The following is a 26,030-nucleotide window of genomic DNA, read 5'->3' on the forward strand; positions in this document are numbered from 1 at the left end:
GCCGCCGAACTTGAAACGCAACGGGCGGGGTTAACCCCGCCCGTTGCTTCACCCGCGCTCATGCGCAACAACACCGGTCTGTCTCTGGTTGCCGCTGGATGAAAGGCGGGGGTCACGTCACCCGCAAATGCCTATATCACATTCGATCTCGGTGCAGCGTACAATCTGGCGTCGTTCGATCTGTTCAACACATCGAACGGATTTAACGGTGATCGCGGCACCGGCACGTTTAGCATCGCTGCTTCTAACAGTCTCGTCAGTGACGGAGCTAACGGGTTCACGCTCGGTGGAACGATTGCTACCATTGCGAGCGGCACGCTAGCCGCTCAACCAACGAACAGCCCGCTCGTCGCACAGACATTCAGCGCGTCGTCGGGAGGGGGCTATCGTTATCTGCAATTTCTCCCCACCAGTGTCGCTTCGCCAAACCAGATCGTGAACGGCATTCAGAACAATTACGGACTGAATGAATTGCGCGTTTTTGGAACAGCGGTCGCCACGGGCGCTGTGCCAGAGCCCGCAGCATGGGCAATGATGCTCGCTGGATTCGGACTTGCGGGAGCAAGTGCTCGTGGCCGCCGCAGGCAGAGCGTGCGCGTCACCTACGCATAATAGATCAGAAACCTGTGGAAGCCACCGATCCACAAGGATCGGTGGCCGTTCGCTCCCTGAAAACTTCGGCAGGTTGTTGCTGTTCGAGGCTAAAAGCTGCCAATCTGCTTTCCACCCACTTCCTGGCGTTCCCGCCACGATCCGCTTTCGCCACAAGCTGACGGTCGTCCAGAGACCCGGTTGCGGTCGTCCGCTCGGCCGCACTGACGCGAAGAAAAAGGGGCCGCGTTTGCACGCGACCCCCACTCCAATTCAAAAAAGATAGTTTAGGCGAACGTGACGTTAACGCGCTGACGACGGCGTATTGCACCGCCCATCAAACCAAAGCCGCCTACCATCAGCGCCCAGCTGGCCGGTTCCGGAACGCCCGGCATCATTGGTGCGTCAAAGCCACTGATGACCACAATTTGGTTGCCGCCGCCATAGGTCGAAAACAAGAAGTCGCCCGTTACCGGATCGATGATCGCGCCTTCGGCCCCACCAAGTCCGGTGAGAAAATCGACGCGCGAACTCACCAATGGGTTGCCCGACGCATCCACTGTGTAAGAGCCAATCGAATTCGTCGAATATTCGCTGAGCAAAAGGCTATTGACGCCGAACCCGGCGTTATTGCCTCCGACATAGGCAATGCCCTCGGGGCCGCGGCCGACTTGCGCCGTCAACGTTGCCGGTCCGAGGTTGAACAGCCCGGTGGAGCCATCGGCGATCAGCCCGACGTCGTAAAAGCCGCCTGCGCTATAGCTTGTGATCTTGAAGCTGCCTGCGCCGCCAAAGCCGGTCGGGACGAACTGTAGCGTTCCGGTCGATGCCGTAATGCCGATCGAACTCAAATTGATGGCGCGGTCTGGCCCGGTGCTACCCGGCAGATACTGGAGGAGCATGTTGTCGGAATAGGTCGTGGCGAACAGCACGCCCGACGGTCCAAACGCGAGTCCGCCATCAATGTTCGGCGCGGTAGCAAAAAGCGATGATGCGCCAGAATAACCGTTAATGTGCCCGCCGCTGTCCCGCGACACACCAATCGAATAGATTGCGCCAGAACCGCCGTTAGCTGCGCCGCCGACGAGCAGCGTATTCGCGTTAAGGAACGTCAGGCCGCCGAGGTTCGCCGGAACAGTGGCCGGCGTGCCAAGCGTCGCGCAAGAATAAAGACCGGCGAACTGCGCACCGAACGTCACACCAGAACCACACGGTGCCGCAATAGCAGGTATGGCGGTTGTTGCGAGCGCGACGGCAAACACGCGGCTTAAGCGACGAGTCGTGATCATGATGAAATTCCCCCGAAAAACCCACCTACCCTGTGACCCCGCGACGCGATAAGCAACCGATCCTGCGGGCTTCCCAGGCATTATCCGTCCTAAAATGGGGCATGCGTAGCGACAGATCTAGAATATGGGCGACGCTGCGCTGAAACTCGGGTTGAGCGTCCGCTTCCCGAGAAATTGTCAAAAAAGCGGCCAGTCCGCTAACCATCTGTGGACGCCCCGAGTGACGCAAGCGGTATTTTGAGTGTCTGGCGCGTAGTCGGATGCTGCCATCTGTTCGGCCTCTGATGCAGCGATGATGGCTGCGGGCCCGTATGGGAGTTCGCGGATCGGAACCACATCACCCTAAGCGTGCTGATGAAGCACGGTGGTTAGCCCTGGTTCTTCCGACCCCGTCTCGCCGACTGTTGTGCCATACTCTCCTTCGACCGACCTACGCCCCGACGACCTCAGGCCCGCCTCGGCTTATGCCGCTGCAGCGACCGGAGCTGTGTAATCCTCGTTCTTCATCAGCAGCGCCAGACAATGCGTGCTGTCTTGTTGGCGAGCGCCACCGTGACGAGCATGCGTGGCTTGCGCGCCATCATCTGCTCGAGCCACGATCCCTTGGGCGCCCCTCGCTTGCTCGCCTGCAGCACCACGGCGCTGCTGCCGATGATCAGCAGCCGCCTGAGCGTTCGCTCGCCCATCTTCGAGATCGACCCGAGCTTCTGCTTGCCGCCGGTCGAGTGCTGCCGCGGCGTGAGCCCGACCCAGGCGGCGAAGTCACGCCCCTTGGCGAACGTGCCCGACGGCGGAGCGAGCGCCAGTATGGCGGTTGCCGTGATCGGGCCGATGCCCGGAATCGTCATCAGCCGGCGTGCAACAGCATCTTCGCGTGAACGGCGAACGATCTCCTTGTCGAGCTCAGCGATCTGACGATCGAGCATCGCCAGGCTCTCGAGCAACACCGTGCAGACCGAACGGACGCCTTCGGGTACAGCCGCCGGATCTGCCAGCAACGCGGCGAGCTTCTCCAGATGCACCAGGCCCTTTGATGCGACCCAGCCGTACTCCGCCATATGACCGCGCAGGGCATTGCTGATCTGGGTTCGCTGCCGCACCAGCAAATCACGACCACGGAACACCATCGCTGCGGCCTGCTGCTCCTCGGTCTTCACTGGTACGAACCGCATGCTCGGTCGCTGGGCCGCCTCGCAGATCGCCTCGGCATCGGCCGCGTCGTTCTTCTGTCGCTTCACGAACGGCTTCACGTAGGCAGGCGCAATCAACCGCACATCATGGCCCAGCTTGAGCAGCTCGCGCGCCCAGTGATGCGCGCCGCCGCACGCCTCCAGCACCACACGACATCGCGGCTGAGCTGCGAAAAACGGCAACAGCTTCGCACGGCTGATCTTCTTGCGAAGAAGCACATGGCCCGACGCATCGACGCCGTGCGCCTGAAAAACATGCTTGGCGATATCCAACCGATTATGCTAACTTCCGACACGGACGCCTCCCTCAAGTGGTGATCAACACCTCCACTCTGGCACATCGATGCCGTCGGGGGGCGTCCACCCCATCACCCAACATCGGACATTCGATTGGGTGTCCTATGAAAGCGTCTAGGTCTCCCGGCCGGTCGCCGGCAACGACAGACTTTTCCGGGATGACCGGAGCCTTTTATATTGCTCAAGCGACTTACCCTCGCGGGAGGCGTTGGCATCGTAAGTTCGATGCTTCAGTTTGGCCTTGTACCGCTCGGGCATTGAGTCGTTGATGAGATCAAAAATATACTGCTCGGAAATCCACTCACTGAGCCACCTTTCACGGCGCTCTGAAGTGCGTGCGCGTTTGTGCAGCGTGGCCATATAGGTCACTTCCTCTTGTGCATCATCGCGACGCTGCAGACGCTTATCCCAATCCTTCTTTTCGCGTTCGTCGAGCGGTCCCTCCGTCCGGACCGCGCCCGTGTGCATGTTGATCACGATATCATCGGGGTGAGGAATCGGCGGAGGCCTTGAAATTCCCTGTTTCTCCCAACGCTCTAGTTCCGCGGTCCATTTCTGCTTGTATTCGAAGGCGTTTTCCATCGTCGTCAGTCGCTCGCTGGACTCTCGCGCTTCAACAGTTCGAACGATCTCGGCTAGCGCAGTTTGGGAGAGGCGACTGCCTTTCATCGCAGAAATCGCGAGGGCCCGCATGGCAGCCTGAATCGCCGGGAGTTCGATTGTCGTGTCGCCCTCCCGGATCCTGACCGGACGGTAGGCTTCCTCCAGAATAAGCTTGTCTGTGGGCTTCAATGCCGGGTCGTACTGTTTTGATCGGTTTTTGCAGCCCTTCGGACGTCCACCGGGGTTGCCGGATTGCCCTTTACGAAACCTGTGCTCCACTGGTGGCCGCCCGTAACCAACAACAAGGTCTGTGCGCGACTTGTCGTCCATCAGCCCGCCTAGTCCGCAAGATGCAGTCCAAGACGCGTCTCGGTCAGCGCTTCGAAAGTATCGTTGGTTGCAGCCAACATAGCGCGCTTGCCGGTGAAGTTTTCCCAGCGGCGCACAATCGTATCGCAATAAAGGGGATCATACTCGATTAACCGCGCCAAACGCCCGGTCTTTTCAGCAGCGATCAACGTCTAGCCTGAGCCGCCAAAGGCATCGAGCACCAGTTCGCCGCGACGCGAGCAATCGCGCAATGCATCAGCAATCATCGCAACCGGCTTTACGGTGGGGTGCATGGCAAGTTCGTCCGAACGAGCAGCGCCGATCGAACTTATGCCGGCATAATCCCACACATTGGTGCGATATCGGCCGGTCTGGCCAAGCCCAAAGCTGTTGGTATGTTCCGCGCTACCGTTCTTGAACACGAACACCAGCTCATGTTTGGAGCGGTAGAAGGCCCCCATCCCGCCATTGGTTTTGTTCCAGACGACGAGGTTTTTCAGCTCGGTAAACGCCTCTTCGCTCGCCGCGAGAAGCTCGCCCATATGCCGCCAATCCATACACACGTATGCGATCGCGCCATCGCGCATAACGCCGGCGATATTGCCCAGCGTGTCTCGCAGAAACCCGGTGAATTGCGCGCGGCTCATCTCTCCGCTGGCGAAAGCAAACTCGCGGTGCTTGACGGTGCCAAGGCCGCAGACATTGCCGTCGATCTTCACGTTATAGGGCGGGTCAGTGAAGACCAGGTCTGCGTGGTCGTCCCCCATAAGCGCCGCAAAGTCGGCCGCGCTTCGGGCGTCGCCACACAATAATCTGTGGCGACCGAGATGCCATAAATCGCCTCGGCGTGTGACTGCCGGGCCTGTGGCAAATGTGACCTGTTCGTCAGGAACATCTGACCCATCGGGATCGGCCTCGCCCGCGTCTTCGATTGCGAGATCGACCTCGGCCAGACTGAACCCGGTCAACTCCACATCGAACTGGAGTTCGACGAGTGCCTGCAACTCGATGGCAAGGATGTCCTTGTCCCACCCTGCATTGAGCGCGAGTTTGTTGTCGGCCAAGACGTAAGCGCGCCGCTCGGTCGCGGAAAGATGCGACAGCGCGAGTGTCGGAACGCTCTTCCACTTGAGCAATTTTGCGGCTTCCACCCTGCCATGACCGGCGATGATCTCGCCGTCGTCGGAAACCAGCACCGGGTTGGTGAACCCAAAGCGCTCGATTGACGATGCAATCTGCCTGACCTGCTTTTTCGAATGCGTCCGAGCGTTGCGCGCATAGGGCTGCAGCGACGTAATTGCCCGCTCGACGATTTGACAGATACCCATAGCGCACCCCGAATCACAAAACCGATTTTGTGCTACTGGACTGAACGGTTGCATTTGTCAATCGTGCGTGTATCCTCACGTTATTATCGAATGAACGGAGCCACGATGAGCTTTGCTCGCAAGCTTTATGACCTGCGCCTGCAGCGCGGCATGTCGCTCCAGAAAGTTGCTGACGCGGTGGAGATCTCGAAGGCGCACGTTTTCAACCTCGAGAAGGGTCTGACGGCCAACCCATCGATGGACCTCGTGGTGAAGCTGGCCGAACTGTTCCGCGTCCGTGTCGCAGATCTCGTTGGAGACAACCCCGACGCCGAGGATCAGCCCGCCGAGATGGTCGCCATGTTTCGCGATCTGAAAAGCCTTGAAGAAAGCGACCGCGATACCATCCGGATGCTCATGGAAACGATGAAGAAGCGTCGGGAACAGCAGGGTTGACAGTCAGCCGGCTGGACCTCGACGGTGTCGGCTCAACAGCCGGCATCGCCGCCCGCATCCACGAGCTTGATCCGGATCTTCCGCTCGATTTTTCCATCGAGGCGCTGTGCAAGCAACTCGACATTGTCGACATCCAACTAACAGATACGACTGCCTTCGAAGCCGCATTAATCATGGACGAACTCAAGGCGGCCGGCTCTATCCTGCTTGCTAAGAGCAGCAATCCGAAGCGCCGCCGGTTTTCGATCGGGCACGAACTTGGCCACTTCCTCATTCCAACGCACATGCCTCGTCGAGGCGAGCCATTTACCTGTTCCCATGCCGACCTTCGGCTTGCTGACACTCGCGACAAGAACCGCCACAAGCAGGTCGAAGCTGAAGCCAACCGATTTGCCGCCCAGCTGCTAATGCCACCAAAACGAGTTCGGGCCAGTCTCACATCACGCGATCCTGACCTCGCCGAAGTCGTCCGGCTTGCCCATGAATTCGGCGTCAGCAAAGAAGCCATGGCACGTAGCTATGCCGAGGCTCACCGCCAGACGTTGGCAGTCATCATCGTGCGCGATGGTCGCATTGAGCGACTGTATCGGCCGGATGACTTTCCATGGGTTGAACCGCGCTGGGGAGATGTCGTCCCAGCAGAATCCATAGCATCGGCTCATCGGTTGTCGCCAGGAGAGATTTCCGAGATGGAAGAGTGCGAGGCAGAGACTTGGCTCGGCTATTCTGGCGCTCGAAAAGTCGAGGTATTGAGCGAGCAGGTGCTTGCCCAGCAATTTGGTTATGCGACCATCCTGCTCCACGCCGAACTTGCAGACGTCGATTGACCGACTGACCTGCAGCTCGCGATCTAACAATTGTAATAACCGTTGTTCGGCGCCCTGAAATCGCTGTTAGCCCAAACCGCTTCCCTGTTGCGCGAGCATAAATTCCCTGTTCCAGCTTTAGGGAATTGCAATCTAAAAATGGCTGATTTGTGAGGTTTTTGAGCGCCGCTACATGTGAGATAGGGCTGAAAAAGATCATTTTCCCTGTAGATTCCCTGCTAAACAGGGAAAAACGGCGCCGAGACCGGTTTGCTGGAGACTGCGCCCCGCACCGCGGGTTTCGGACACCTCGAAACCCCGCGCGGCCCGCCTCGATAAAGTCGCGGACCGGCGCGTTGGCTTTGCCCACGGGCTGCCCTAAGCCGATGCGGTACCGGGGATTGGCAACATGCGGTGGTTCGACACGATGATGGGACACGGGGCGTGGATCGCGCAGCTGTCCGGGCTGCTCCTCACGCTGTCGATGTTCGGTCGCGCGTCGATCCGGACCCGGCTCGCGGTGATCGCTGCCGCGATTGCGGCCTTATGTTACGCCTTGCTCGCCCGCCACATCCCGCCGCTCGCGTTCTGGGCGGCTGTGGTCTTGGCGGTCAGCGCGTTCAAGATCATCGAGATCGAATGGAAGGAACGGCTGACGCGCTTTTCCGTCGCCGACGAACATTTGCGCACGCGTTTGATGACCGGCCTGTCGCGGTCGCATGCCCGGGCGCTGATCGACCGTGGCAATTGGGTCAGCGGCAAGACGGGCGAGCGCCTGTTGACCGAAGGCGAGCCGGTGACCCATCTGTATTTTCTGCACTCCGGCGCGGCGGCGGTGTCTTTCGCCAAGGTCCCCGTCGGCCAGTGCGCGGCGGGCGATTTGATCGGCGACGCCACCGCGATCAGCGGTGCGCCCGCCACGGCGACCGTCAACCTGACCGCGGCGAGTGAATTATGGTGCATCTGGGCCGACGAACTGCGGCACTATGTGGCACTGCATCCGGAGGTTCGCACGGTGCTGGAACGCGGGCTCAACGAAGCGCTGCGCGGTAAATTGTCCAACGCCAATCAGCGTCTGGTCGACGCCGGGAGCAATTGATGCCGGGACCGCTCAACGGCATCCGCATCGTCGAATTCGCCGGCATCGGTCCCGGGCCGTTTTGCGGCATGATGCTTGCCGATCATGGCGCGGAGGTCATCCGAATCGAGCGCCCGGGCGGGCGGCTCGACCCGCGCGATCCGTTGTCGCGCAACCGGCGGTCGATCGTCCTCGATACCAAGAGCGAGGCCGGGCTGACGGTCGCCAAGGCGCTGTGCGCGCGCGCGGACGGGTTGATCGAGGGCTATCGGCCCGGCGTGATGGAGCGGCTGGGGCTCGGGCCGGATGTGCTGCTGGGTGACAATCCCAGGCTGGTTTACGGGCGCATGACCGGATGGGGACAATATGGGCCCTACGCTCAGGCTGCGGGCCACGACATCAATTATATCGCGCTGTCGGGGGTGCTGCACACCATCGGCCGTGCGGACGAACGCCCGGTGCCGCCGGTCAATTATGTCGGCGATTTCGGTGGCGGTGCGATGATGCTGGCGTTCGGCATGGTCAGCGCATTGCTGGCGGTGCGGATGGGCGGACCCGGCCAGGTCATCGACGCGGCGATGACCGACGGGTCTGCCTTGCTCGCGGGGATGAGCTGGTATTTCCACGCCATCGGCCAGAATGCCGACCGCGCGGGCGTCAACATGCTCGATGGCGGCGCGCATTTCTATGACACGTATGAATGTGCGGACGGCAAATTCATTTCGATCGGATCGATCGAGCCGCAATTCTATGGGTTGTTGCGGCAGGCGGCTGGGATTGCCGACGATCCGGCGTTCGACGCGCAGCACGATCGGCTGGCGTGGCCCGATCTCAAGGCGCGACTGACCGCGATCTTCCGGACGCGTCCGCGAGACGAATGGGACGCGGTGATGGCCGAAACCGACATATGTTACGCGCCGGTGCTGGGCATGGGCGAAGCGCCGGGCCATCCGCACAATGTGGCGCGTCAGACATTCGGTGAAGTCGGCGGAGTGTTGCAGCCGATGCCGGCACCGCGTTACTCGGTGACGACCAGCGACACGCCCACCGCGGCGCCGCTGGCGGGCGCCGATACCGCCGCGATCCTCGATGAGCTTGGGTTGTCCGCCGATCTGCTCGGCGCATAGTAAAAGGGCCGCCCGCGTGTGCGGACGGCCCCTTCATTCAGTCGATAGTTGGAGTGCGTTTTAGCGCACCGAACCGCGACGAACCAGATTGACGATCGCCAACAGGACAACCGCACCCAGCAGCGACACGAGGAAGCTGTAGAGCGTCAGCGGCTGGTTGTTGATCGAGCCGCCCGAAAGGATCAGGCCGCCGATGAACGCGCCGATGATGCCGACGATGATGTTGAGGAAAATCCCCTGCTGTCCGTCGGTACGCATGATGATGCTGGCCAGCCAGCCAATGACGCCGCCGATGATCAGCCAAACGATAAGACCCATGTTCCGTCCTCCTGTTCACCGGTGTTCCCTCACCGGCGTTGTGAACAGCAAGACGCGCAAATGCCCCGACTAGTTCCGAAAAAAGTTCGGAAGCGTAACGACAGGGCGCGCCGCAAGTGCGCTAAAACTCAGTATTTCTGCTGTTTTTCGTACAGCTCCTTATAGTGCTGAATTCGCGTCACGCGCAGCCCGGGCATGCCCGATCGTTCGACCGCGCGCTGCCATCCGGCGAATTCTTCCAGCGTCAGGCTATAGCGATTGCACGCGTCGTCGACCGACAACAGGCCGCCGCTGACGGCGGACACCACCTCGGCTTTGCGCCGCACGACCCACCGCGTGGTGCCAGGCGCGGGAAGGCTCGCCAGGGTCAGTGGCTCGCCGAGCGGGCCGATCACCTGTTCGGGCCGAAACTTTTGATTCTCGATCATTGAACCTCTCAAGCCATCGCTTCTACTCCCAAAGGATTAGCGAAAGGCTTTGAACGGTCCCTTCAGCGGCACGGTAAACGCCGCCGTCATCAATATTACCCGTTTTCGGCGCCGAAGCTGAAACTGGCCACGGGCGCGACGCCGCCAGCGGCGGGGCCAGTGAACAACGCGATATGCGGGTCGCCGGCGTCGTTGGCGCGCGTCGCGTGCGAGACGATCCGCACTGTGGGCGTCGTCGCCTGACGCGCGGCCGCGTCGCTGAGCAACGCCGCCAGCGTCCGCCCGGAAGCCGCAGGAAATGTCCCATCCATGAACACTGTTTCGCGGCAAATGGTGAAGAGATCGTAAACCTTCGCTACGATTTTGTTACCGCAGCACAGTCCGCCTATAGGGTGCGGCATGTCGGACCTGTTCCAATTGGGCGATCCAGCCACCAAACGCATCGTCGTCGCGATGTCCGGCGGAGTCGATTCGTCGGTCGTCGCCGCGCTCGCCGCGCAGTCGGGGGCGGAGGTGATCGGCATCACGCTGAGGCTGTACGACGATGCCGGGACACCGCGCCGCGCGGGCAGTTGTTGCGCCGGACAGGATGTCCGCGATGCGCGCACCGTCGCCGACCGGCTGGGCATCCAGCATCATGTTCACGACATGGCGAGCCGGTTTCGCGAGGATGTCATCGACCGTTTTGCCGATGATTACGTCGCGGGGCGGACGCCGATTCCCTGTGTCCGCTGCAATATGGGGGTGAAGTTTCACGACCTGCTGAGCATTGCCCGCGAGCTGGGCGCCGATTGCCTCGCCACCGGGCATTATGTCCGGCGCGTCGGCAGCGAACTGCACCGTGCGGTCGATCCGGCGCGCGATCAGAGCTATTTCCTGTTCCAGACCACCGAAGCACAGCTCGATTATCTGCGCTTTCCGCTGGGTGGGATGGAAAAGGCCGAAGTGCGTCGGCTGGCGGGCGAGGCCGGGCTGATCGTCGCGGGGAAGCCCGACAGCCAGGATATTTGTTTCGTGCCCGATGGCGATTATGCCGGGCTGGTCAGGAAGCTGAGGCCCGAAGCGGCGCGAAGCGGTGACATTGTCGATTTGGAAGGCCGCGTGCTGGGCGGACATGGCGGGATCGCTGGATTCACCATCGGGCAACGGCGCGGGCTGGAGATCGGCGGGCTGGCCGAACCGCTTTACGTCGTGCGGCTCGATGCGCCCGCCAACCGCGTCGTCGTCGGACCGCGTGAGGCGCTGGCGGTGGAGGCGGCGTTGCTCAGCGAGATCAACCTGATCGGGCCGCCGCCCGAGGGTCCGCTGACCGTCAAGGTGCGTTCGCTCGCCAGGCCGGTGCCTGCGGTGTTCGAGGGGAACCGCGTGACCTTTGCCGCGCCCGAATATGGCGTCGCGCCGGGTCAGGCGGCGGTGTTCTACGCCGGTGAGCGGTGCTGGGGCGGCGGCTGGATCGAGGAAACCGTCGCCAGCGACGCACGCCTTGCGGCCTAAAGGTTGAACATCCCCTCGATCACCGTGACGCACTGCCCGCCGAGGATGACGCGATCCCCGGCGAGGCGGCACGCGACGTGCCCGCCGCGCTTGCTCGCCTGATACGCGGAAAAGCTGTCCCGGCCGAGGATCGGTGCCCAATAGGGCGTCATCACCGCATGGGCCGACCCGGTCACGGGGTCTTCGGGAATGTCGAAATAGTCGGTGAAGACGCGGCTGACCACGTCCGTCGCATCGCCGCGCGCGCTGACGATATGGACGAAGGGGCCGAGTGCCTTGATCACGCGACCGTCCGGCTGCGCGGCGCGGACGGCGGCCTCGTCGGCGACGACGACCAGCGCATAGCCCTTGTCGTGCCAAAGCGTGGCGACCGGCTCGACGCCCAGCGCCGCGACGATCTCGGGCATGGGCTTGGGCGTTGGTGTCCAGGCGGGAAGTTCGAGCTCGTAACCTGTGTCAGCGCGGCGCACGGTCAGGATACCGGCCTGACGCGTCGAAAAACTGACCTCGGACCGCTCGGTGATGGTGTTGAGGATGAAATGCCCGCTGGCGAGCGTCGCATGGCCGCATAATGCCACTTCCGCCGCGGGCGTGAACCAGCGCAACTCGTAATCCGCCTCTGCGCCCGACGGGACGATGAAGGCGGTTTCGGACAGGTTATTCTCTTCCGCGATGGCTTGCAGCACATCGTCGTCCAGCCACGCATCGAGCGGCATCACCCCGGCAGGGTTGCCGGTGAAGGGGCGATCGGCGAACGCGTCGATCTGGGCAAAGGCGATTTCGGTCACTGGCCCGTCTCCTCGGCGAGTTCGGTCGGCAATACGCCCTCGCGGTCCACATTGCCCTCGGGATCGAGGTGGATGAGGATTTCGGTGCCGGGAAATTCCTCCTGAAGCCGTTCCTCGACCGCGTCCATCGCGTCGTGCGCCGCGGCGACGGTCAGATTCGGATCGACCCAGACATGGAACTGGACGAAATCTTGCGCGCCGCTGGTGCGGGTGCGAAGGTCATGCAGGCCCGCAAGTTCGGGATGTTTCAGCGCAGCCGCCATAAAGGCTTGTCTCTTCTCCTCCGGCCATTCGCGGTCCATCAGCTGATCGATCGCCTGTGACGACGCGCGCCACGCGCCCCACAACAGCGCGACCGCGATGCCCACGCCGAACAGCGGGTCCGCCCAGCCGATCCCGGCATATTGATCGAGCGCCAGCGCGACGATCACCGCGCCGTTGAGCAGCACGTCGGATTGATAATGGACGTGATCGGCGTGGATCGCGACCGATCCGGTGCGGCGGATCACAGAACGCTGATAGACCAGCAGGACCATCGTCGCGGCCATCGCGACGAGCGACACGCCGATGCCATATTCGGCGTGCGCGGTGGCCTGTCCCTCGATCCAGCGCGAAACCGCCCGCCACAGGATGGCGATGGCGGAGATCGAGATGACGATCACTTGAAATAACGCCGCCAGCGCCTCTGCCTTGCCGTGCCCGAAGCGGTGCTCGCGGTCGGCCGGCATCGCCGCATAGCGCACGCCGTACAACGTCACCGTCGATGCGAGAATGTCGAGCGCAGTATCGGCCAGCGATCCGAGCATCGCCACCGACCCCGTCGCGGCCGACGCCGACAGCTTCAGCGCGAGGAGGAACACCGCCATCGCGATGCTCGCCATCGCCGCGCGGCTGGTCAGGGTGCCGTGGCTTTCGGTCATGGGTTGAGCAACCGCATCGTCCAGGCGTTTGCATTGCGCTCGAACAGTTCGCGGTGGTGCAGCCGCGCGCTCCCGTCCGACCAGAATTCGATGCGCTGTGGGACGACGCGATAGCCCGACCAGTGCGGCGGGCGCGGCACGTCGCCATCGCCGAACCGCGCTTTCACGTCCTCCAGCCGTGTTTCGAGCGTGGCGCGGTCGGGCAGCGTAGCGGATTGGTCGGATGCCCAGGCCCCCAGCCGCGATTCGCGCCCGCGCGAGGCGAAATAGGCGTCGGCCTCGGCGTCGCTGACGGCTTCGACCAGCCCCTCGACCCGCACCTGCCGACGCAGCGACTTCCAGTGGAACAGCAATGCCGCGTGCGGGTTCACCGCCAGCTCCGCTCCCTTGCGGCTATGCTGGTTGGTGTAGAACACGAACCCCGCCTCGCTCAGCCCCTTGAGCAGCACCATTCGCACCGACGGTCGCCCGTCGGCATCGGCGGTCGCCAGCGCCACGGCGTTGGGGTCGTTGGGCTCGCCGACTTCAGCCTCGGCCAGCCAGACGCGAAAGCGGGCGATCGGATCATGTTCGGTCATGCCCCGCCGATAGCCCGCGCACATGCTGCGTTGCAACGCGTCGCGGGATATGGTCATGAAGCGCCAAGGGGACGGCATGAGCAACGCGCGGCCAGCACGGACGACCGACGGCGGCCCGGCAGCCGCCGATCTGCTCGCCAGCTATGCCCGCACCACCCCGCGCCCCGACCTCATCGCCCACGAACCAGACAAAGCGACGTGGGAGATTGCGCTGGGCGAGGCGCTCAATGCAGCGACGCGCGACGGACTGTCGTCGCTGCCGCTGCTGATCGGCGGTGCCGAATGGGCGACGCTGGCCGACGGACTGACGCAGCGCGCCGAACTGCTCGAACTGCTGCTCGACGACATTTACGGTCAGCAACGGCTGACGGGGAACGGCCTCCTGCCCGGCGCCCTGGTGTGCGGCAGCCCCCATTTCCTGCGCCCGCTGGTCGGGATGCGACCGCCGGGCGGGCGACATCTTCACCTCTATGCCGCTGACCTGATCCGCGATGCGCAGGGTCAGTGGCGCGTCGTCGCCGATCATACGCGCACTCCCGCCGGGCTGGGCCGCGCGCTGGCCAATCGGCTGGCGATGTCGCGCGCCATGCCCGAACTGGCCGAGCGGTTGCATATCGAGCGGCTGGCACCGTTCTTCGCCGATTTGCGTGCGGGGATTTCCGCCGCCGCCGAACGCAGCGATCCGCGCATTGCGTTGCTGACGCCGGGGCGCTTCAATCCCGATCACGCCGAACATGCCCAGCTCGCGCGCTACCTCGGGATGCTGCTGGTCGAGGGCGAAGACCTCGCGGTGCATGACGACCGGCTCTACCTCCTGACCATCGAGGGCATGAAACGCGTCGATGCGCTGTGGCGGATGGTCGATCCGCGCTTGGTCGATCCGCTGGCGTTCGACAGCCGGTCGCGCATCGGCGTCCCGGGATTGATCGACGCGATGCAGGCGGACAATCTGGTCGTGGCGAATGCGTTGGGCACCGGCGTGCTCGAATCGCCCGCGCTCGCCGCCTATTTGCCGCGGCTGTCCGTCCGGCTGACCGGCGAGGACCTGCGCCTGTCGAGCGTCGACAGTTACTGGTGCGGTGACGACGCGGCGGCCGGGCCGTGCGCCGATCCGGCTTACGATCACATCACGGCGTTCGAAGGTCCCGCCGTCCGCGCGCTGGACCGCGTGGCGCGCGAACGCGTGGCGCGCGCGACGATGCCGGTGCTGCACGGTGGCGCGCTGACCCCCCGCCCCTTCACCCTGCGCGTGTTCCTGACGCGCGACACCGACAATGTCTGGCGCGTGATGTCCGGCGGGATCGCCCGATTCGACGGCGGGGACGAGGCCGATGTGGCCATTCTGGCCAACGCCCCGGTCGCGCCGGTCAGCCTGCTGACGGCACCCGAGGCACAGCGCATCCGCCGCAATCCCGGCACGCTGCCGGCGCGCATCGCGGACAATATGTTCTGGCTGGGTCGCTATCTCGAACGAACCGAGGGCGTGCTGGCGATCCTGTCGGCCGGATGGGGCCGCAACAGCGATGGCGAGGGAAGCGCGGCGCTCGGCGGACCGCTGCACACGCGGCTGGCGGGACAATTGATCGCCAGCGGTGCGGCGTTGGCCAAGGGCGACGCCTTTGCCATGGCGCTCGACGACCGCGACCGGCCGGGGAGCGCGATCACCCTGTTCGCGCGCGCTTCGGCGATTGCCGAGGATTTGCGCGACCGGTTGCCGATCGAGATGACGCGCCTGCTGCGCCCGAGCGATGTGGCGGCGGGGCGCAATGCGCGGCTGGGGGCACTGGAGACGCGGCTGGCGGCCCTGGCCGGCATGACCGCCGAAACCATGGGCCGCAGCGCCGCCTGGCGGTTCCTCGATGCCGGACGGCGGATCGAACGCGGGGTCAGCGTCTGTCGCCTCGCGCGCGCCTTCGCCGGGGATGCCGATGCGCTCAACCTGCTCCTCCGCCTGACGAGCAACGCCATCGCGTATCGCCAGCGTTATCCGGCGGGCGTCACCGCCGCGACCGCGCTCGACCTGATCCTGCTCGATCCGACAAATCCGCGCGGGGTGGCGTATCAGGTGGCGGCGCTGCGGCGGCATCTGGACCGGCTGCCGCGCCTTGGCGACGACGGCCTGCCCGAAGCGCAACAGGCGGCGGGCGAAGCACTGGCGGCGCGCGTGCTGGCGCTCGACGCCGCGCGGCTCGACGAGGGGCAATTGCTGGGGATCGAGAACGGCCTGTTGTCGCTCGCCGATGCCATCGCGCGCCGCTATTTCCTGCGTGGTGACGAACCGGTGCGCGCCGCAGGGATGACGTTGGCGTGATGTACCGCCTGCGCCACGAGACGCGGTTTACCTACGCCGTGCCGGTGCGTTTTTCGCGCTGCAATCTGCGGCTCAAGCCGATCGCCTGGTCGGGGCAATCGTTGCTCGATCACAGCCTGAGCGTGGAGCCGGGCGGCGAAATCAGCTGGGCACGCGCCGACGCCGCACTCGCCAATGTCAGCCGCCTTTTGGTGACGGAGGCGGTCCGTGAATTGACCATCGTCAGCGAAGCGACGGTGGCGGTAGACCGGCCGATCCCCATGCCCTCCCCCGCCGACCTGACCGTCGCGCAAGTCCGTGACCTCGCCCGTCAGAGCCGCGATATCGATGCGGTCAGCCCGGCGGCGTATCTGTTTCCCTCGCCGATGATTTCGCTCGACGCCGAGATCGCCGACTGGTGCGCCCCGAGCCTTGCCGACGATCGCGGAATCCTCGACGCCGCCATCGATCTGGCGCGGCGGATCCAGACCGAATTCGACTATATCACCGACGCGACCAAGACCGAGACCCCGCCGCTCGAGGCGTTCCGCGCGCGACATGGGGTCTGCCAGGATTTCGCGCAGATCATGATCGCGGGATTGCGCGCGCACTCGCTGCCCGCGGCCTATGTCTCCGGATATATCCGCACCTACCCGCCGCCGGGCGAGGAACGTCTGGTCGGCGCCGATGCGACGCATGCCTGGGTGCTGGTGTGGACCGGGCCGGACAGCGGCTGGGTCGGGGTCGATCCGACCAACGGCATCTGGATGGCGAGCGATCACATCGTCCTGGCCATCGGCCGCGATTATTCGGAAATCGCGCCGGTCGACGGCATCTTCCTGGGGCACGGCGCGCAGTCGATGACGGTGTCGGTCGATGTCGCGCCATTGCTCGATGCGCCATTGCTAGACGCCTCCGTGTTACCTAACTGACACGGCGATGGCGCAAGACCCCTACACAACACTCGGCGTTGCCCGTGGCGCGAGCGAAGCCGACATCAAGAAGGCGTATCGCAAACTCGCCAAGGAGCTGCATCCCGACCGCAACAAGGACAACAAGGCCGCCGCCGACCGGTTCGGCCAGGTCACCAGCGCGTATGATGTGCTGTCGGACAAGGACAAGCGCGGCCGTTTCGATCGCGGCGAGATCGACGGCGAGGGCAACCCCGCCGCGCCGTTCGGTTTCGGCGGCGGGCAGCAGGGCGGCTTTCGCGGCGCACCCGGCGGATTTGCCGGAGGTGCCGGGGGCGGCGATTTCGGCGATATTTTCGAAGGGCTGTTCGGACGCGGGCGCGCTGGTGGTGGTGGCGGGTTCGGGCGGCAGGCGCCGGCGAAGGGCGCCAACCTCGCCTACCGCCTCGCCGTGCCGTTCGAGGATGCGGCGCGGCTCGATCCGCAGCGCGTGACTTTGGGTGACGGCAAGACCGTCGATCTGAAACTGCCCGCGGGAGTCGAGAGCGGCACGCAGATGCGCCTCGCGGGCAAGGGCGAGCCCGGGCCCGGCGGCGCGGGCGATGCGATCATCACCATCGAGATCGGCGACCACCGCTTCTACAAGCGCGACGGCGACAATATCCGCCTCGATTTGCCGGTATCGCTGAAAGAGGCGGTGCTGGGCGGCAAGGTCAAGGTGCCGACGGTCGATGGCCCGGTGATGCTGGCGATTCCGGCAGGCGCGTCATCGGGCAAGGTGTTGCGCCTGAAAGGACGCGGTTTCGGCGGCAAGGCGGGACGCGGGGATCAGTTGGTCACGCTGGAGATCGAACTGCCCGCGGGTGACGATGCCTTGAAAACTTGGGCGGAGGCGGCTCCCGAAAGCAACCCGAGAGCCCGCCTGGGCGTATAGCCCTCGTGCAGCAAGTTTCCCCCGTCGCGCCCGAACAGCGCCGCGAAAAAGAGAAAGCGGGGGTGCGCGAGGTCATCGAACATCGCCTGACGCGCCTCGGCCCCGGATCGCGCGTGTGGGAAGTGGTCAAACGCACCATCGTCGGGGTCTACAGCGACGGCTTCATTCACGCGGGCAACCTCGCTTATCTGACGCTGATCACGCTGTTTCCGTTCTTCATCCTGATGGCGGCACTGGCATCGTTGTTCGGGCGCAGCGCGGACACCGCTGCCGCGCTGGCGGGATTCCTGACGACGTTGCCCAAGGGCATTCGTGTGGTGGTCGAAAAGCCGGTCACCGACGTGCTCCACGCGCGGTCGAGCGGGACGCTGTTGTGGCTCGGCGGCCTTGTCGGGCTGTGGACCGTCGGCAGTTTCATCGAGACGATCCGCGATATTCTCCGCCGTGCCTACGGCACGCCGTTCAGCAACCCGTTCTGGCAATATCGCCTGACTTCGATGGGCATCATCATCGCGTCGGTCGTGTTGTTGATGGCGGCATTTGCCGCACAGGTCGTGGTCGTGGCGGCGGAGCAGTTCGTCTATCACCTGTTCCCGTTCGCCGAGCGGTGGCTGGCGATCCTCAATTTGTCCAAATTCATCCCCGCGGTATTCCTGTTCCTCGCGCTTTACGCGCTGATCTGGTCATTGACGCCGAGCCGTTACCGCTATTCCAAAAATCCCAAATGGCCCGGGGCGCTGTTCGTCGCCTTGTGGTGGTACATATTGATCTATGCGTTGCCGATCATCCTGTTCGGGTTGAGTCATTACAGCATGACCTATGGCAGCCTGGCGGGCGTGATCATCTGCCTCATCTTCTTCTGGTTCATCGGGCTGGGCTTTACGTTCGGCGCGCACCTCAACGCGGCGCTGGCGGAACCCGACCCGAAGGCGCTAAAGCCCGCGCCCGAAACGGTTACGGAGGCAATATGAGCGGATTGATGGCGGGCAAACGCGGGCTGATCATGGGGCTCGCCAACCATATGTCGCTCGCCTGGGGCATCGCGCAAAAACTGCACGAACATGGTGCGGAGCTGGCGTTCAGTTATCAGGGCGATGCGCTTGAAAAGCGCGTCCGCCCGCTCGCTGCTCAGGTCGGCAGCGATTTCCTGATCGATTGCGACGTGTCCGACATGGCGGCGCTGGACGCGGCGTTCGCGACGCTCAAGGATCGCTGGGAAACGATCGACTTCGTCGTCCATGCGATCGGTTTTTCGGACAAGAACGAGCTGCGCGGGCGTTTCGTGGACACCAGCCTCGATAATTTTCTGATGACGATGAACATCAGCGTCTATTCGTTCGTCGCGGTGGCACAGCGCGCGGCGGCGATGATGCCGGCCTATGACGCGGAGACGGGCACCGGCGGCGGCAGCATGATCACCCTCACCTATCTCGGCGCCGAGCGCGTCATTCCGCATTACAATGTGATGGGCGTCGCCAAGTCCGCGCTGGAAACCGCGGTTAAATACCTCGCCGTCGACCTCGGGCGCGACAATATCCGCGTCAACGCGGTGTCGGCGGGGCCCATCAAAACCTTGGCGGCGAGTGGCATCGGCGACTTCCGCTACATCATGAAGTGGAACGAATATAACGCGCCATTGAAGCGCAACGTGACAATCGAGGATGTCGGTGGTGCGGGACTATACCTGCTTAGCGACTTGGCGAGCGGCGTAACCGGCGAGACGCACCATGTCGATGCCGGCTATCACGTCGTCGGCATGAAGGCCGAGGACGCGCCGGATATCGGGCTCGAAAAGAACTAGGCTTTCGCCCGGCTTTTCATCAGCGGCTGGATGCGCGTCCCGAAATTCTCCACGCCCTCGATAAAATCGTCGAACGTCAGCAGCACGCCTCCGGTGTTCGGCACTTCGGCCATTTCATCGAGCATCCGCGCGACGCTTTCGTAGCTGCCGACCAGCGTGCCCATGTTGATGTTCACCGCGCCTTCGGGAGCGGCGAGCTGGCGGACGTTGGTCGTCGCATTGACTTTGTCCGCCGCACCCTGATCCTTGAGCCAGGCGATCGCGTCGTGATCGACGCCGTCATTATACGATTGCCACTTGGCCATCGCCGCCTCGTCGGTTTCGTCGGCGATGATCATGACCAGCACGAACACCGATACGTCGCGCCCGGTCTTGGCGGTGGCCTCCGCTAGGCGGGTATTGTTCGAGGCGAAGGCAGTCGGCGTGTTGACGCCTTTGCCCAGGCAGAAGGCGTAGTCCGCCCATTTTGCCGAGAACGCCAAGCCCTCGTCCGACGACCCCGCGCAGATGATCTTCATGTCGCCTTCGGGTTTCGGACGGACGAGGCAATCGTCCATCTGATAGTATTCGCCCTTGAAATCGCTGCGCCCCCTCTCCCACAATTCGCGGAGGATGCGGGCATATTCGTCGAGCATATGGTAGCGGTTGCGGAAATGCTCGTCGCCCGGCCACAGACCCATTTGCGAGTATTCGGGACGCTGCCAGCCAGTGATCAAATTGAGCCCGAAACGGCCGTGGCTGATGCTGTCGATGGTGTTGCACATCCGCGCCGCGAAGGCGGGCGGGATGACGAGCGTCGGGCACGTCGCATAAATCTTGATCTTCTCGGTCACCGCGGCGAGCCCGGCCATCAGCGTGAAGCTCTCCAGCCCATATTCCCAAAACTCGGTCTTGCCGCCGAACCCGCGCAGCTTGATCATCGACAGCAGGAAATCGAGGCCATGCTTCTCGGCGGACTGGGCGATCTGTTTGTTCATGTCGAACGACGGCATGTATTGCGGCGCGTTCTCCGAAATCAGCCAGCCATTATTGTTGATGGGCACGAAAACGCCGACCTGCATGATCTCTACTCCTCGGTAATCGGTTCGTCGGCGAGCCACAGGAGGACAATTTCCTCGAAACGCTCGGGATCGGTGACGTTGCAGGCGTGCGCGCCCGCCCGCATGAAAGCGTAAGTGGCGTTGGGCAGTCCGTCATGCAGCCGCCGGGTGCACTGCCAAGGCACCAGCAGATCGTCATAAGCGGCAATCAGTAGCACCGGACAGGTGATCTCATGCAGCCGATCGGCGACATCGGACGCGGCGAGCGCGTCGATGCGCTTGTGCATCGTTTCGACCGCCGGGAAGTGCGCGAGATGGCCCGCCGCGTCGGCATCGAGCGCCACCTGATCTTTGCCGTAGAACCAATAAGGCGGGTACAAAAACAACGGCTGCGCGCGGACATAAGCCTCCGGTCCCGCCCCATCGAGGATCGCCTTGCGTAGGCGGAAGACGTTGAGGAAATGCGGATCGGCCTTGGCCCAACCATTGACGACGATCAGCCGCTCGACGCGTTCGGGTGCGATCAGCGCGAGCGCCAGTCCCGCGACACCTCCCGCCGCATGGCCGATGATAACTGCCTTGGCGATTTCCAGCGCGTCCATCAGCGCGAGCATGTCGCGGCCCATGTCCTCGACCGTGACCGTATCGGGCAGCGCGCGGTCGCTTCGCCCGGTGCCGCGATGGTCGTAGACGATGACGCGGTTAGCGCCGCGATACCCCTTAGCCAGATGGTCGATGTTCGGCGCCCAATACGCCCCGGATCCGCCCAATCCAGCGGACAGGATTAGCGGCGTGCCACTGCTCTCGCCAAATTCTTGGTAAAAAAGACCGTTCGCTTCAGGCAAGGTGCGCAACGCTCGCGATTTCGACGAGGCAGTCGGGCTTCACCAACTCGCATTTGATGCAATAACGGGCTGGCTTCGCGCCGGGGAAATACCCGGCATAGACCGTGTTGAAGGCGGCGTAGTCGGCCAGGTCCTTCAGGAAAATATGGTTCATCGCGATGTCCGCCATCGTCGCGCCAGCAGCTTCGAGCGTGGTTTTGATCACCTCCAGCACATGCCGCGTCTGCGCGGCAGCATCGCCGATATGAAGCACCGCCCCGCCCTCGCCCAGCGCCAGCACGCCCGAGACGTAGACGGTGTTCCCCGCTTTCGCCCCGGCCGAATAAGGTGCGATCGGCGTCGGGAATTGCGGCGGGTTGATCGGTTCGAACGGCATCAAAGTCTCCTTAGTCCGTCATGCCGGACTTGATCCGGTATCCATTGGCTCTCCGCTTCATGCAGAGGAGGAATGGACCCCGGATCAAGTCCGGGGTGACGAGGTGGTGGTCTTTCACTTCGGCTGCTGCCCGACGCTGCCGCAGAAATCGCCGACGGTGCTGACCCAGCCGAAGAATTTCTCGACGTTGTAGACCGTCGCGGCCTGGATGAAGTCCGGCCCCAAATGATGCGTCGCATCCTCCAGCATCACCCCGAAATATTCGAGGTGGAACGCGTCGCGCAGCGTGCTTTCGACGCAGACATTGCTGGCGATCCCGACGAACACCAACGTGCGGATGCCGCGCGCGCGCAGCACGCTGTCGAGCTGCGAATTGAAGAACGCACTGTAGCGCGTTTTGTGCACGCGGATGTCGCCCGGCTGGGGTTTGAGCGCGTCGACCAGTTCGTAATCCCAGCCGCCGCGCGCCAGCAATTGCCCGTGCAGTTCGGGTCGCGCGCGCATCGTCTTGAGCGCGTTGGACTTGTGCCAATTGGGCGACCCAGGCCCGCCCGCCTCGACATAGTCGGCATCCCAGCCGTTTTGCAGGAACACCACCGGCATCCCCGCCCCGCGCGCGGTGTCCAGCACTTGCGCGATCCGCCCGATCACGCCGGCCGAACCGGCGATGTCGAAGCCTGCCAGATCGACGTAACCGCCCTGGGTCGCATAGGCATTCTGCATATCGATCACGATCACCGCTGTGCTGGCGGGATCGACGCGGATCGGCTCGGGCCGGGCGGGCAGCGTCACCGTCACGGTGCCGGTGGCAGGTGGTTCGACGACAGGTCCCAAACGAGCGTCCTCAACAGCGTAAACGACCAACCTTCCCGAAATGGCGCGTCGAGGCAAGGGTCGCCCGGGCGGCGTCAGCCCCTCGCGTGGCGGCTGGCGATCTCGTGGATGACGGTCGCGTCGATCGCCCATTCGGCAGGGTCTGCCTCGCCCAGAATCGCATCATGGGCTAGATCGTCACCGATAGAAACTGCCACCGGATCGATCATCCGGCGATCGATCGTGGAATAGAAAGCCAGCACTTTGGGACGGGGGGATCGCGGCCCGTTGTCGACGACGACACCCAGCCGATTGGTTCGCAGCCGGACGAACGTGCCCGGCGGAAAGATGCCGACGACTTTCATGAAAGCGAACAGCAATTCGTGATCGAACTGCCCGTCCCATTCGCGCATCCGGGTGACGGCCTCGACCGGCGACCATGCCGCCTTATAAGCCCGGTTCGACGTCAGCGCGTCATAGACATCGCAGATCGCGCCCATGCGCGCGGCCAGGCTGATCTCGGTGCCGCGCAGGCGGTGGGGATAGCCGGTGCCGTCGATCTTTTCGTGATGATGACGGCACACGTCGAGCGCCATCGGCGGCAAGTCGCCGCTGCGTTCGAGCAACCGATGGCCTTTTTCAGGATGCGTCTGCATCAGCGCGAATTCTTCGTCGGTGAGTTTCGCGGGCTTGTTGAGCACGTCGAGCGGCACCGCCATCTTGCCGATGTCGTGAAGCAATCCGGCGGTGCCCAGATCGGCGGTGGTCTGCGCGTCGAGGTCGAGCTGGCGGGCGAGTGCGACCATCAGCGCGCACACCGCGACCGAATGGAGATAGGTATATTCGTCCTTGGTCTTGAGGCGCAGCACCTTGAGCAAGGCCGCGCGGTTCTTTTCGACCGCGGCCGATACATTGTCGACGACCGCGAGCACCGCTTTGGTCTCCACCGCCTTGCCCAGCCGAGCGCCGTCCAGCACCCCGCGAATGGCGTGTTTTGCGCCGTTGACCGTCCGGACGGCCTCGGCGCGGGCTATGTCCTCGCCGTGAAGCGGTGTGGTCGGCGACGCTGCGTAACGCCGAAGCTTTTCGCGCACGGGCGGCCGATATTCGGCCCGGGGCGGCTCGGCGGGCGGCGCGATGTCGAGGTCCAGCCCCTTTGTCGTGTCGATCAACACGCCGATGACGTCGCTGTCGAGCAGGGCCGTCAAGTCGGCCGGTTTTTCGAGCAAGAACCGCCGCCGCCAGAACGGGTGGTTCAGCCACGACCCTTCGAACCCGTGGAGATACATCCCGAGCCGAACCTGATCTCGACGGATGCTCCTTAGCATGAACGGCATTTTCCCGGCGACGCGCGAGCTGTGGTTTACGTCCCAAATCGTTACAAACGCGTAACTTCGCGAGCTTAACGCGCGCGCTATTCGTCGCGCTTGCCGGGTCGCCGCGCCGGTCATAGGCTGACCGCCATGATCAAACAGCTCACGCGCACGGCGCTTCTCGCCACCAGCCTCCTCACTGCCGCGTCGGTTGGCGCGCAGGACTCCGCGCGCGTCACGCCGATGACGCCCGACGTCGTGGACAAATACGAACAGACGCTGCCGTCCGCCGACTTCATTCGCCGCGAAGCGATGGTGCCGATGCGCGACGGGACGAAACTGTACACCGCGATCGTCATGAAAAAGGGCACACGGAACGGTCCGATACTCTTGTCGCGCACGCCCTATGACGCGCACGGGTCGACCCATCGCGTCGCCAGTCAGCGGATTGTCGATGTGCTGGAGGCGATGGACGCCGAATTCGTCACCGACGGTTATATCCGCGTCTATCAGGATATTCGCGGGCTGCACCGGTCGGAGGGTCAGTACATCATGAACCGCCCGATCGTCGGGCCGCAGAACGACACCGGTATCGATGAATCGACCGATGCCTATGACACGGTCGACTGGCTGGTGAAGAACGTGCCGGAATCAAACGGCAAGGTCGGCGTGATCGGGTCGTCCTATCTCGGCTTCACCACATTGGCAGCGGAGATCAATCCGCACCCCGCCCTGAAAGCCGCGGTGCCCGAGAGCCCGATGGTCGATGGCTGGATGGGCGACGACTGGTTCCACAATGGCGCGTTCCGGGTGAGTTCGCTCGACTATGCGGTGGGCCAGGCGACCAACAAGGCCGATGGCGGTGGCGAGTTCGCGCTGGGCAGCGGGGACGATTACACGCGCTATCTGGAGGCCGGATCGGTCGCGGACTTTTCGAAGATGCTCGGCATCCAGACATACCCGGGCGTCCGCAAATTCCTCGAAAATCCGGCCTACACCGATTTCTGGTCGTTGCAGGCGGTGGACAAATGGCTCGGCGCGCGCCCGCTGACCGTGCCGACGATGCTCGAACTGGGCCAATGGGACCAGGAGGACAGTTATGGCGCGCCCGCCGCCTATCGCGCGCTGGAGCCCAAGGACACCCGCAACGACATGGTCACGCTGGTGATCGGCCCGTGGCGCCATTCGGGGGCCAACCACACCGCCTATGACCTGGGTGCGCTCAACTTCACCGGCGACACCGCGCTCGAATGGCGGACGCGTTATGTGAAGCCGTTTTTCGACCATTGGCTGCGCGGGACGCCCGACCCGCACACGCCGCCGGTGCTGACCTATGCGACCGGCGTAAACCACTGGAACGAGTCGCCGCGCTGGCCGATGGGGGTTGCCACGCCGCTTTATCTCGCTGCGGATGGCAAGGCGGCTTTCGAGCGACCGGCAACGGCCGGGCATGACGATTATGTCAGCGATCCCGCGCGTCCCGTCCCGTTCATTCCGCGCCCGATCAACATGAGCGACGCGAAACAGTGGAAGCCCTGGCTGGTCCACGACCAGCGCTTCGTGTCCGACCGCCCCGATGTCGTATCGTGGAAGACCGACACTCTGGACAAGGCGGTGCACATCATGGGCGCGCCGCAAGTCGATTTATATGCCGCGACCAGCGGCACCGACAGCGACTGGGTCGTCAAGCTGATCGACGTCTATCCAAACGACGTGCCCGAGGGCGCGGAACAAGGCGGCAAGCCGTCAATGGCGGGATATGAACTGCCCATCGGTATCGAGATTTTCCGCGGACGCTATGTCGCCAGCTTCGCCAAACCCCGCGCGCTGAAAAGCGGCAAGGTCGAGCATTACACATGGGCCTTGCCGAACGTCGATCATGTGTTCCTGCCCGGCCACCGCATCATGGTGGAAGTGCAGTCGAGCTTGTTCCCGCTGTACGACCGCAACCCGCAGACGTTCGTCGACAACATCATGTACGCCAAGCCGGGCGATTATCGGAAGGCGACGCAGAGCATTTGGCGCGGCGGCGCGAACGCCAGTGCGGTGATGCTGCCGATCGCGCCCTGACGCACCGGTAGACACCGACGTCCCCTAACCAAATTCC

General features: G+C 63.5%; 27 protein-coding genes and 1 pseudogene. 12 read left to right on the plus strand and 16 right to left on the minus strand.

What is annotated here, in order from left to right; genetic code table 11:
* Positions 1-507: 507 nt before the first annotated feature.
* On the plus strand, positions 508-612 hold the full coding sequence (locus ACM9ME_RS10680) for a PEPxxWA-CTERM sorting domain-containing protein (RefSeq protein WP_415643544.1): 105 nt from the start codon (positions 508-510) through the stop codon (positions 610-612).
* Between the two features lie 266 nt (positions 613-878).
* Here the strand turns inward: ACM9ME_RS10680 and ACM9ME_RS10685 are convergent, their stop codons facing one another.
* The 5 genes and pseudogenes from ACM9ME_RS10685 to ACM9ME_RS10705 form a co-directional block, all read right to left on the minus strand.
* Positions 879-1,880 carry a PEPxxWA-CTERM sorting domain-containing protein gene (locus tag ACM9ME_RS10685; RefSeq protein ID WP_415643451.1) on the minus strand — a complete coding sequence of 334 codons (1,002 nt, stop codon included), beginning with the start codon at positions 1,878-1,880 and terminating at the stop codon, positions 879-881.
* Between the two features lie 462 nt (positions 1,881-2,342).
* Positions 2,343-3,343, minus strand: a pseudogene (locus ACM9ME_RS10690) (IS110 family RNA-guided transposase).
* A gap of 138 nt (positions 3,344-3,481) precedes the next feature.
* Positions 3,482-4,300, minus strand: a complete 819-nt coding sequence (locus ACM9ME_RS10695) for a DUF5681 domain-containing protein (protein ID WP_415643452.1) — start codon at positions 4,298-4,300, stop codon at positions 3,482-3,484.
* 8 nt (positions 4,301-4,308) lie between these two features.
* Positions 4,309-4,488 (minus strand): hypothetical protein, encoded by a 180-nt coding sequence (locus ACM9ME_RS10700; RefSeq protein ID WP_415643453.1) that lies wholly within the window; start codon positions 4,486-4,488, stop codon positions 4,309-4,311.
* Positions 4,489-4,491: 3 nt separating this feature from the next.
* Positions 4,492-5,682 carry a site-specific DNA-methyltransferase gene (locus tag ACM9ME_RS10705; RefSeq protein ID WP_415643454.1) on the minus strand — a complete coding sequence of 397 codons (1,191 nt, stop codon included), beginning with the start codon at positions 5,680-5,682 and terminating at the stop codon, positions 4,492-4,494.
* A 51-nt stretch (positions 5,683-5,733) separates the two neighbouring features.
* Here ACM9ME_RS10705 and ACM9ME_RS10710 point away from each other — a divergent pair, with 51 nt between their 5' ends.
* The 4 genes from ACM9ME_RS10710 (at position 5,734) to ACM9ME_RS10725 (ending at position 9,074) form a co-directional block, all read left to right on the plus strand.
* A complete protein-coding gene (locus ACM9ME_RS10710; protein ID WP_415643455.1) occupies positions 5,734-6,063 on the plus strand; it encodes a helix-turn-helix domain-containing protein in 330 nt (109 codons plus the stop codon).
* Entirely contained in the window at positions 6,060-6,890 is an 831-nt protein-coding gene (locus ACM9ME_RS10715; RefSeq protein ID WP_415643456.1) for an ImmA/IrrE family metallo-endopeptidase, read from the plus strand. The genes ACM9ME_RS10710 and ACM9ME_RS10715 overlap by 4 nt, the downstream gene beginning before the upstream one ends.
* A gap of 388 nt (positions 6,891-7,278) precedes the next feature.
* Positions 7,279-7,968 (plus strand): Crp/Fnr family transcriptional regulator, encoded by a 690-nt coding sequence (locus tag ACM9ME_RS10720; RefSeq protein WP_415643457.1) that lies wholly within the window; start codon positions 7,279-7,281, stop codon positions 7,966-7,968.
* Positions 7,968-9,074, plus strand: coding sequence for a CaiB/BaiF CoA transferase family protein (locus ACM9ME_RS10725; RefSeq protein WP_415643458.1), 1,107 nt, complete (start codon positions 7,968-7,970; stop codon positions 9,072-9,074). Before ACM9ME_RS10720 ends, ACM9ME_RS10725 begins: the two co-directional genes overlap by 1 nt.
* A 60-nt stretch (positions 9,075-9,134) precedes the next feature.
* Here ACM9ME_RS10725 and ACM9ME_RS10730 read toward each other — a convergent pair whose 3' ends face one another.
* The 3 genes from ACM9ME_RS10730 to ACM9ME_RS10740 all read right to left on the minus strand — a co-directional run bounded on the left by ACM9ME_RS10730 (position 9,135) and on the right by ACM9ME_RS10740 (position 10,131).
* Positions 9,135-9,392 (minus strand): GlsB/YeaQ/YmgE family stress response membrane protein, encoded by a 258-nt coding sequence (locus tag ACM9ME_RS10730; RefSeq protein WP_415643459.1) that lies wholly within the window; start codon positions 9,390-9,392, stop codon positions 9,135-9,137.
* A gap of 128 nt (positions 9,393-9,520) precedes the next feature.
* A complete protein-coding gene (gene sciP / locus ACM9ME_RS10735) occupies positions 9,521-9,820 on the minus strand; it encodes a CtrA inhibitor SciP (RefSeq protein ID WP_415643460.1) in 300 nt (99 codons plus the stop codon).
* A gap of 95 nt (positions 9,821-9,915) precedes the next feature.
* On the minus strand, positions 9,916-10,131 hold the full coding sequence (locus tag ACM9ME_RS10740; RefSeq protein ID WP_415643461.1) for a hypothetical protein: 216 nt from the start codon (positions 10,129-10,131) through the stop codon (positions 9,916-9,918).
* An 88-nt stretch (positions 10,132-10,219) separates the two neighbouring features.
* Here ACM9ME_RS10740 and mnmA point away from each other — a divergent pair, with 88 nt between their 5' ends.
* Positions 10,220-11,314 carry a tRNA 2-thiouridine(34) synthase MnmA gene (gene mnmA, locus ACM9ME_RS10745; RefSeq protein ID WP_415643462.1) on the plus strand — a complete coding sequence of 365 codons (1,095 nt, stop codon included), beginning with the start codon at positions 10,220-10,222 and terminating at the stop codon, positions 11,312-11,314.
* On the opposite strand, the gene ACM9ME_RS10750 is transcribed toward mnmA, so the two are convergent.
* Genes ACM9ME_RS10750 through pdxH form a run of 3 tightly spaced genes read right to left on the minus strand, consistent with a single transcriptional unit; the run spans position 11,311 to position 13,600 of the window.
* Positions 11,311-12,102 carry a PhzF family phenazine biosynthesis protein gene (locus tag ACM9ME_RS10750; RefSeq protein ID WP_415643463.1) on the minus strand — a complete coding sequence of 264 codons (792 nt, stop codon included), beginning with the start codon at positions 12,100-12,102 and terminating at the stop codon, positions 11,311-11,313. The genes mnmA and ACM9ME_RS10750 overlap by 4 nt on opposite strands.
* The gene (locus tag ACM9ME_RS10755; protein WP_415643464.1) at positions 12,099-13,022 is read right to left on the minus strand and encodes a cation diffusion facilitator family transporter; all 924 of its coding nucleotides are present in this window, start codon (positions 13,020-13,022) and stop codon (positions 12,099-12,101) included. The genes ACM9ME_RS10750 and ACM9ME_RS10755 overlap by 4 nt, the downstream gene beginning before the upstream one ends.
* Complete coding sequence (gene pdxH / locus ACM9ME_RS10760) at positions 13,019-13,600, minus strand: pyridoxamine 5'-phosphate oxidase (protein ID WP_415643465.1); 582 nt, start codon at positions 13,598-13,600, stop codon at positions 13,019-13,021. The genes ACM9ME_RS10755 and pdxH overlap by 4 nt, the downstream gene beginning before the upstream one ends.
* Before the next feature lie 76 nt (positions 13,601-13,676).
* On the opposite strand from pdxH, the gene ACM9ME_RS10765 reads away from it, so the two are divergent.
* Genes ACM9ME_RS10765 through fabI form a run of 5 tightly spaced genes read left to right on the plus strand, consistent with a single transcriptional unit; the run spans position 13,677 to position 19,536 of the window.
* The gene (locus ACM9ME_RS10765) at positions 13,677-15,911 is read left to right on the plus strand and encodes a circularly permuted type 2 ATP-grasp protein (RefSeq protein WP_415643466.1); all 2,235 of its coding nucleotides are present in this window, start codon (positions 13,677-13,679) and stop codon (positions 15,909-15,911) included.
* Positions 15,908-16,822, plus strand: a complete 915-nt coding sequence (locus ACM9ME_RS10770) for a transglutaminase family protein (protein ID WP_415643467.1) — start codon at positions 15,908-15,910, stop codon at positions 16,820-16,822. Before ACM9ME_RS10765 ends, ACM9ME_RS10770 begins: the two co-directional genes overlap by 4 nt.
* Before the next feature lie 7 nt (positions 16,823-16,829).
* Positions 16,830-17,735 carry a DnaJ C-terminal domain-containing protein gene (locus tag ACM9ME_RS10775; protein WP_415643468.1) on the plus strand — a complete coding sequence of 302 codons (906 nt, stop codon included), beginning with the start codon at positions 16,830-16,832 and terminating at the stop codon, positions 17,733-17,735.
* Between the two features lie 5 nt (positions 17,736-17,740).
* Positions 17,741-18,706, plus strand: coding sequence for a YihY/virulence factor BrkB family protein (locus tag ACM9ME_RS10780; protein WP_415643469.1), 966 nt, complete (start codon positions 17,741-17,743; stop codon positions 18,704-18,706).
* Complete coding sequence (gene fabI, locus ACM9ME_RS10785) at positions 18,703-19,536, plus strand: enoyl-ACP reductase FabI (protein WP_415643470.1); 834 nt, start codon at positions 18,703-18,705, stop codon at positions 19,534-19,536. Before ACM9ME_RS10780 ends, fabI begins: the two co-directional genes overlap by 4 nt.
* Here the strand turns inward: fabI and rutA are convergent.
* The 5 genes from rutA to ACM9ME_RS10810 all read right to left on the minus strand — a co-directional run bounded on the left by rutA (position 19,533) and on the right by ACM9ME_RS10810 (position 23,938).
* On the minus strand, positions 19,533-20,597 hold the full coding sequence (gene rutA / locus ACM9ME_RS10790; protein ID WP_415643471.1) for a pyrimidine utilization protein A: 1,065 nt from the start codon (positions 20,595-20,597) through the stop codon (positions 19,533-19,535). The genes fabI and rutA overlap by 4 nt on opposite strands.
* Before the next feature lie 5 nt (positions 20,598-20,602).
* A complete protein-coding gene (gene rutD, locus ACM9ME_RS10795; protein WP_415643472.1) occupies positions 20,603-21,421 on the minus strand; it encodes a pyrimidine utilization protein D in 819 nt (272 codons plus the stop codon).
* Positions 21,414-21,797 carry a pyrimidine utilization protein C gene (rutC, locus tag ACM9ME_RS10800; RefSeq protein WP_415643473.1) on the minus strand — a complete coding sequence of 128 codons (384 nt, stop codon included), beginning with the start codon at positions 21,795-21,797 and terminating at the stop codon, positions 21,414-21,416. Before rutC ends, rutD begins: the two co-directional genes overlap by 8 nt.
* A 114-nt stretch (positions 21,798-21,911) precedes the next feature.
* Positions 21,912-22,631 (minus strand): pyrimidine utilization protein B, encoded by a 720-nt coding sequence (gene rutB / locus ACM9ME_RS10805; protein ID WP_415643474.1) that lies wholly within the window; start codon positions 22,629-22,631, stop codon positions 21,912-21,914.
* 74 nt (positions 22,632-22,705) lie between these two features.
* Positions 22,706-23,938: an HD-GYP domain-containing protein gene (locus tag ACM9ME_RS10810; protein ID WP_415643475.1), complete on the minus strand. Its 1,233-nt coding sequence runs from the start codon at positions 23,936-23,938 to the stop codon at positions 22,706-22,708.
* 135 nt (positions 23,939-24,073) lie between these two features.
* On the opposite strand from ACM9ME_RS10810, the gene ACM9ME_RS10815 reads away from it, so the two are divergent.
* The gene (locus ACM9ME_RS10815; RefSeq protein WP_415643476.1) at positions 24,074-25,993 is read left to right on the plus strand and encodes a CocE/NonD family hydrolase; all 1,920 of its coding nucleotides are present in this window, start codon (positions 24,074-24,076) and stop codon (positions 25,991-25,993) included.
* Positions 25,994-26,030: the final 37 nt, after the last annotated feature.

Source organism: Sphingomonas antarctica (assembly GCF_965137005.1).
In the GTDB taxonomy this organism is placed as follows: domain Bacteria; phylum Pseudomonadota; class Alphaproteobacteria; order Sphingomonadales; family Sphingomonadaceae; genus Sphingomonas_O; species Sphingomonas_O antarctica.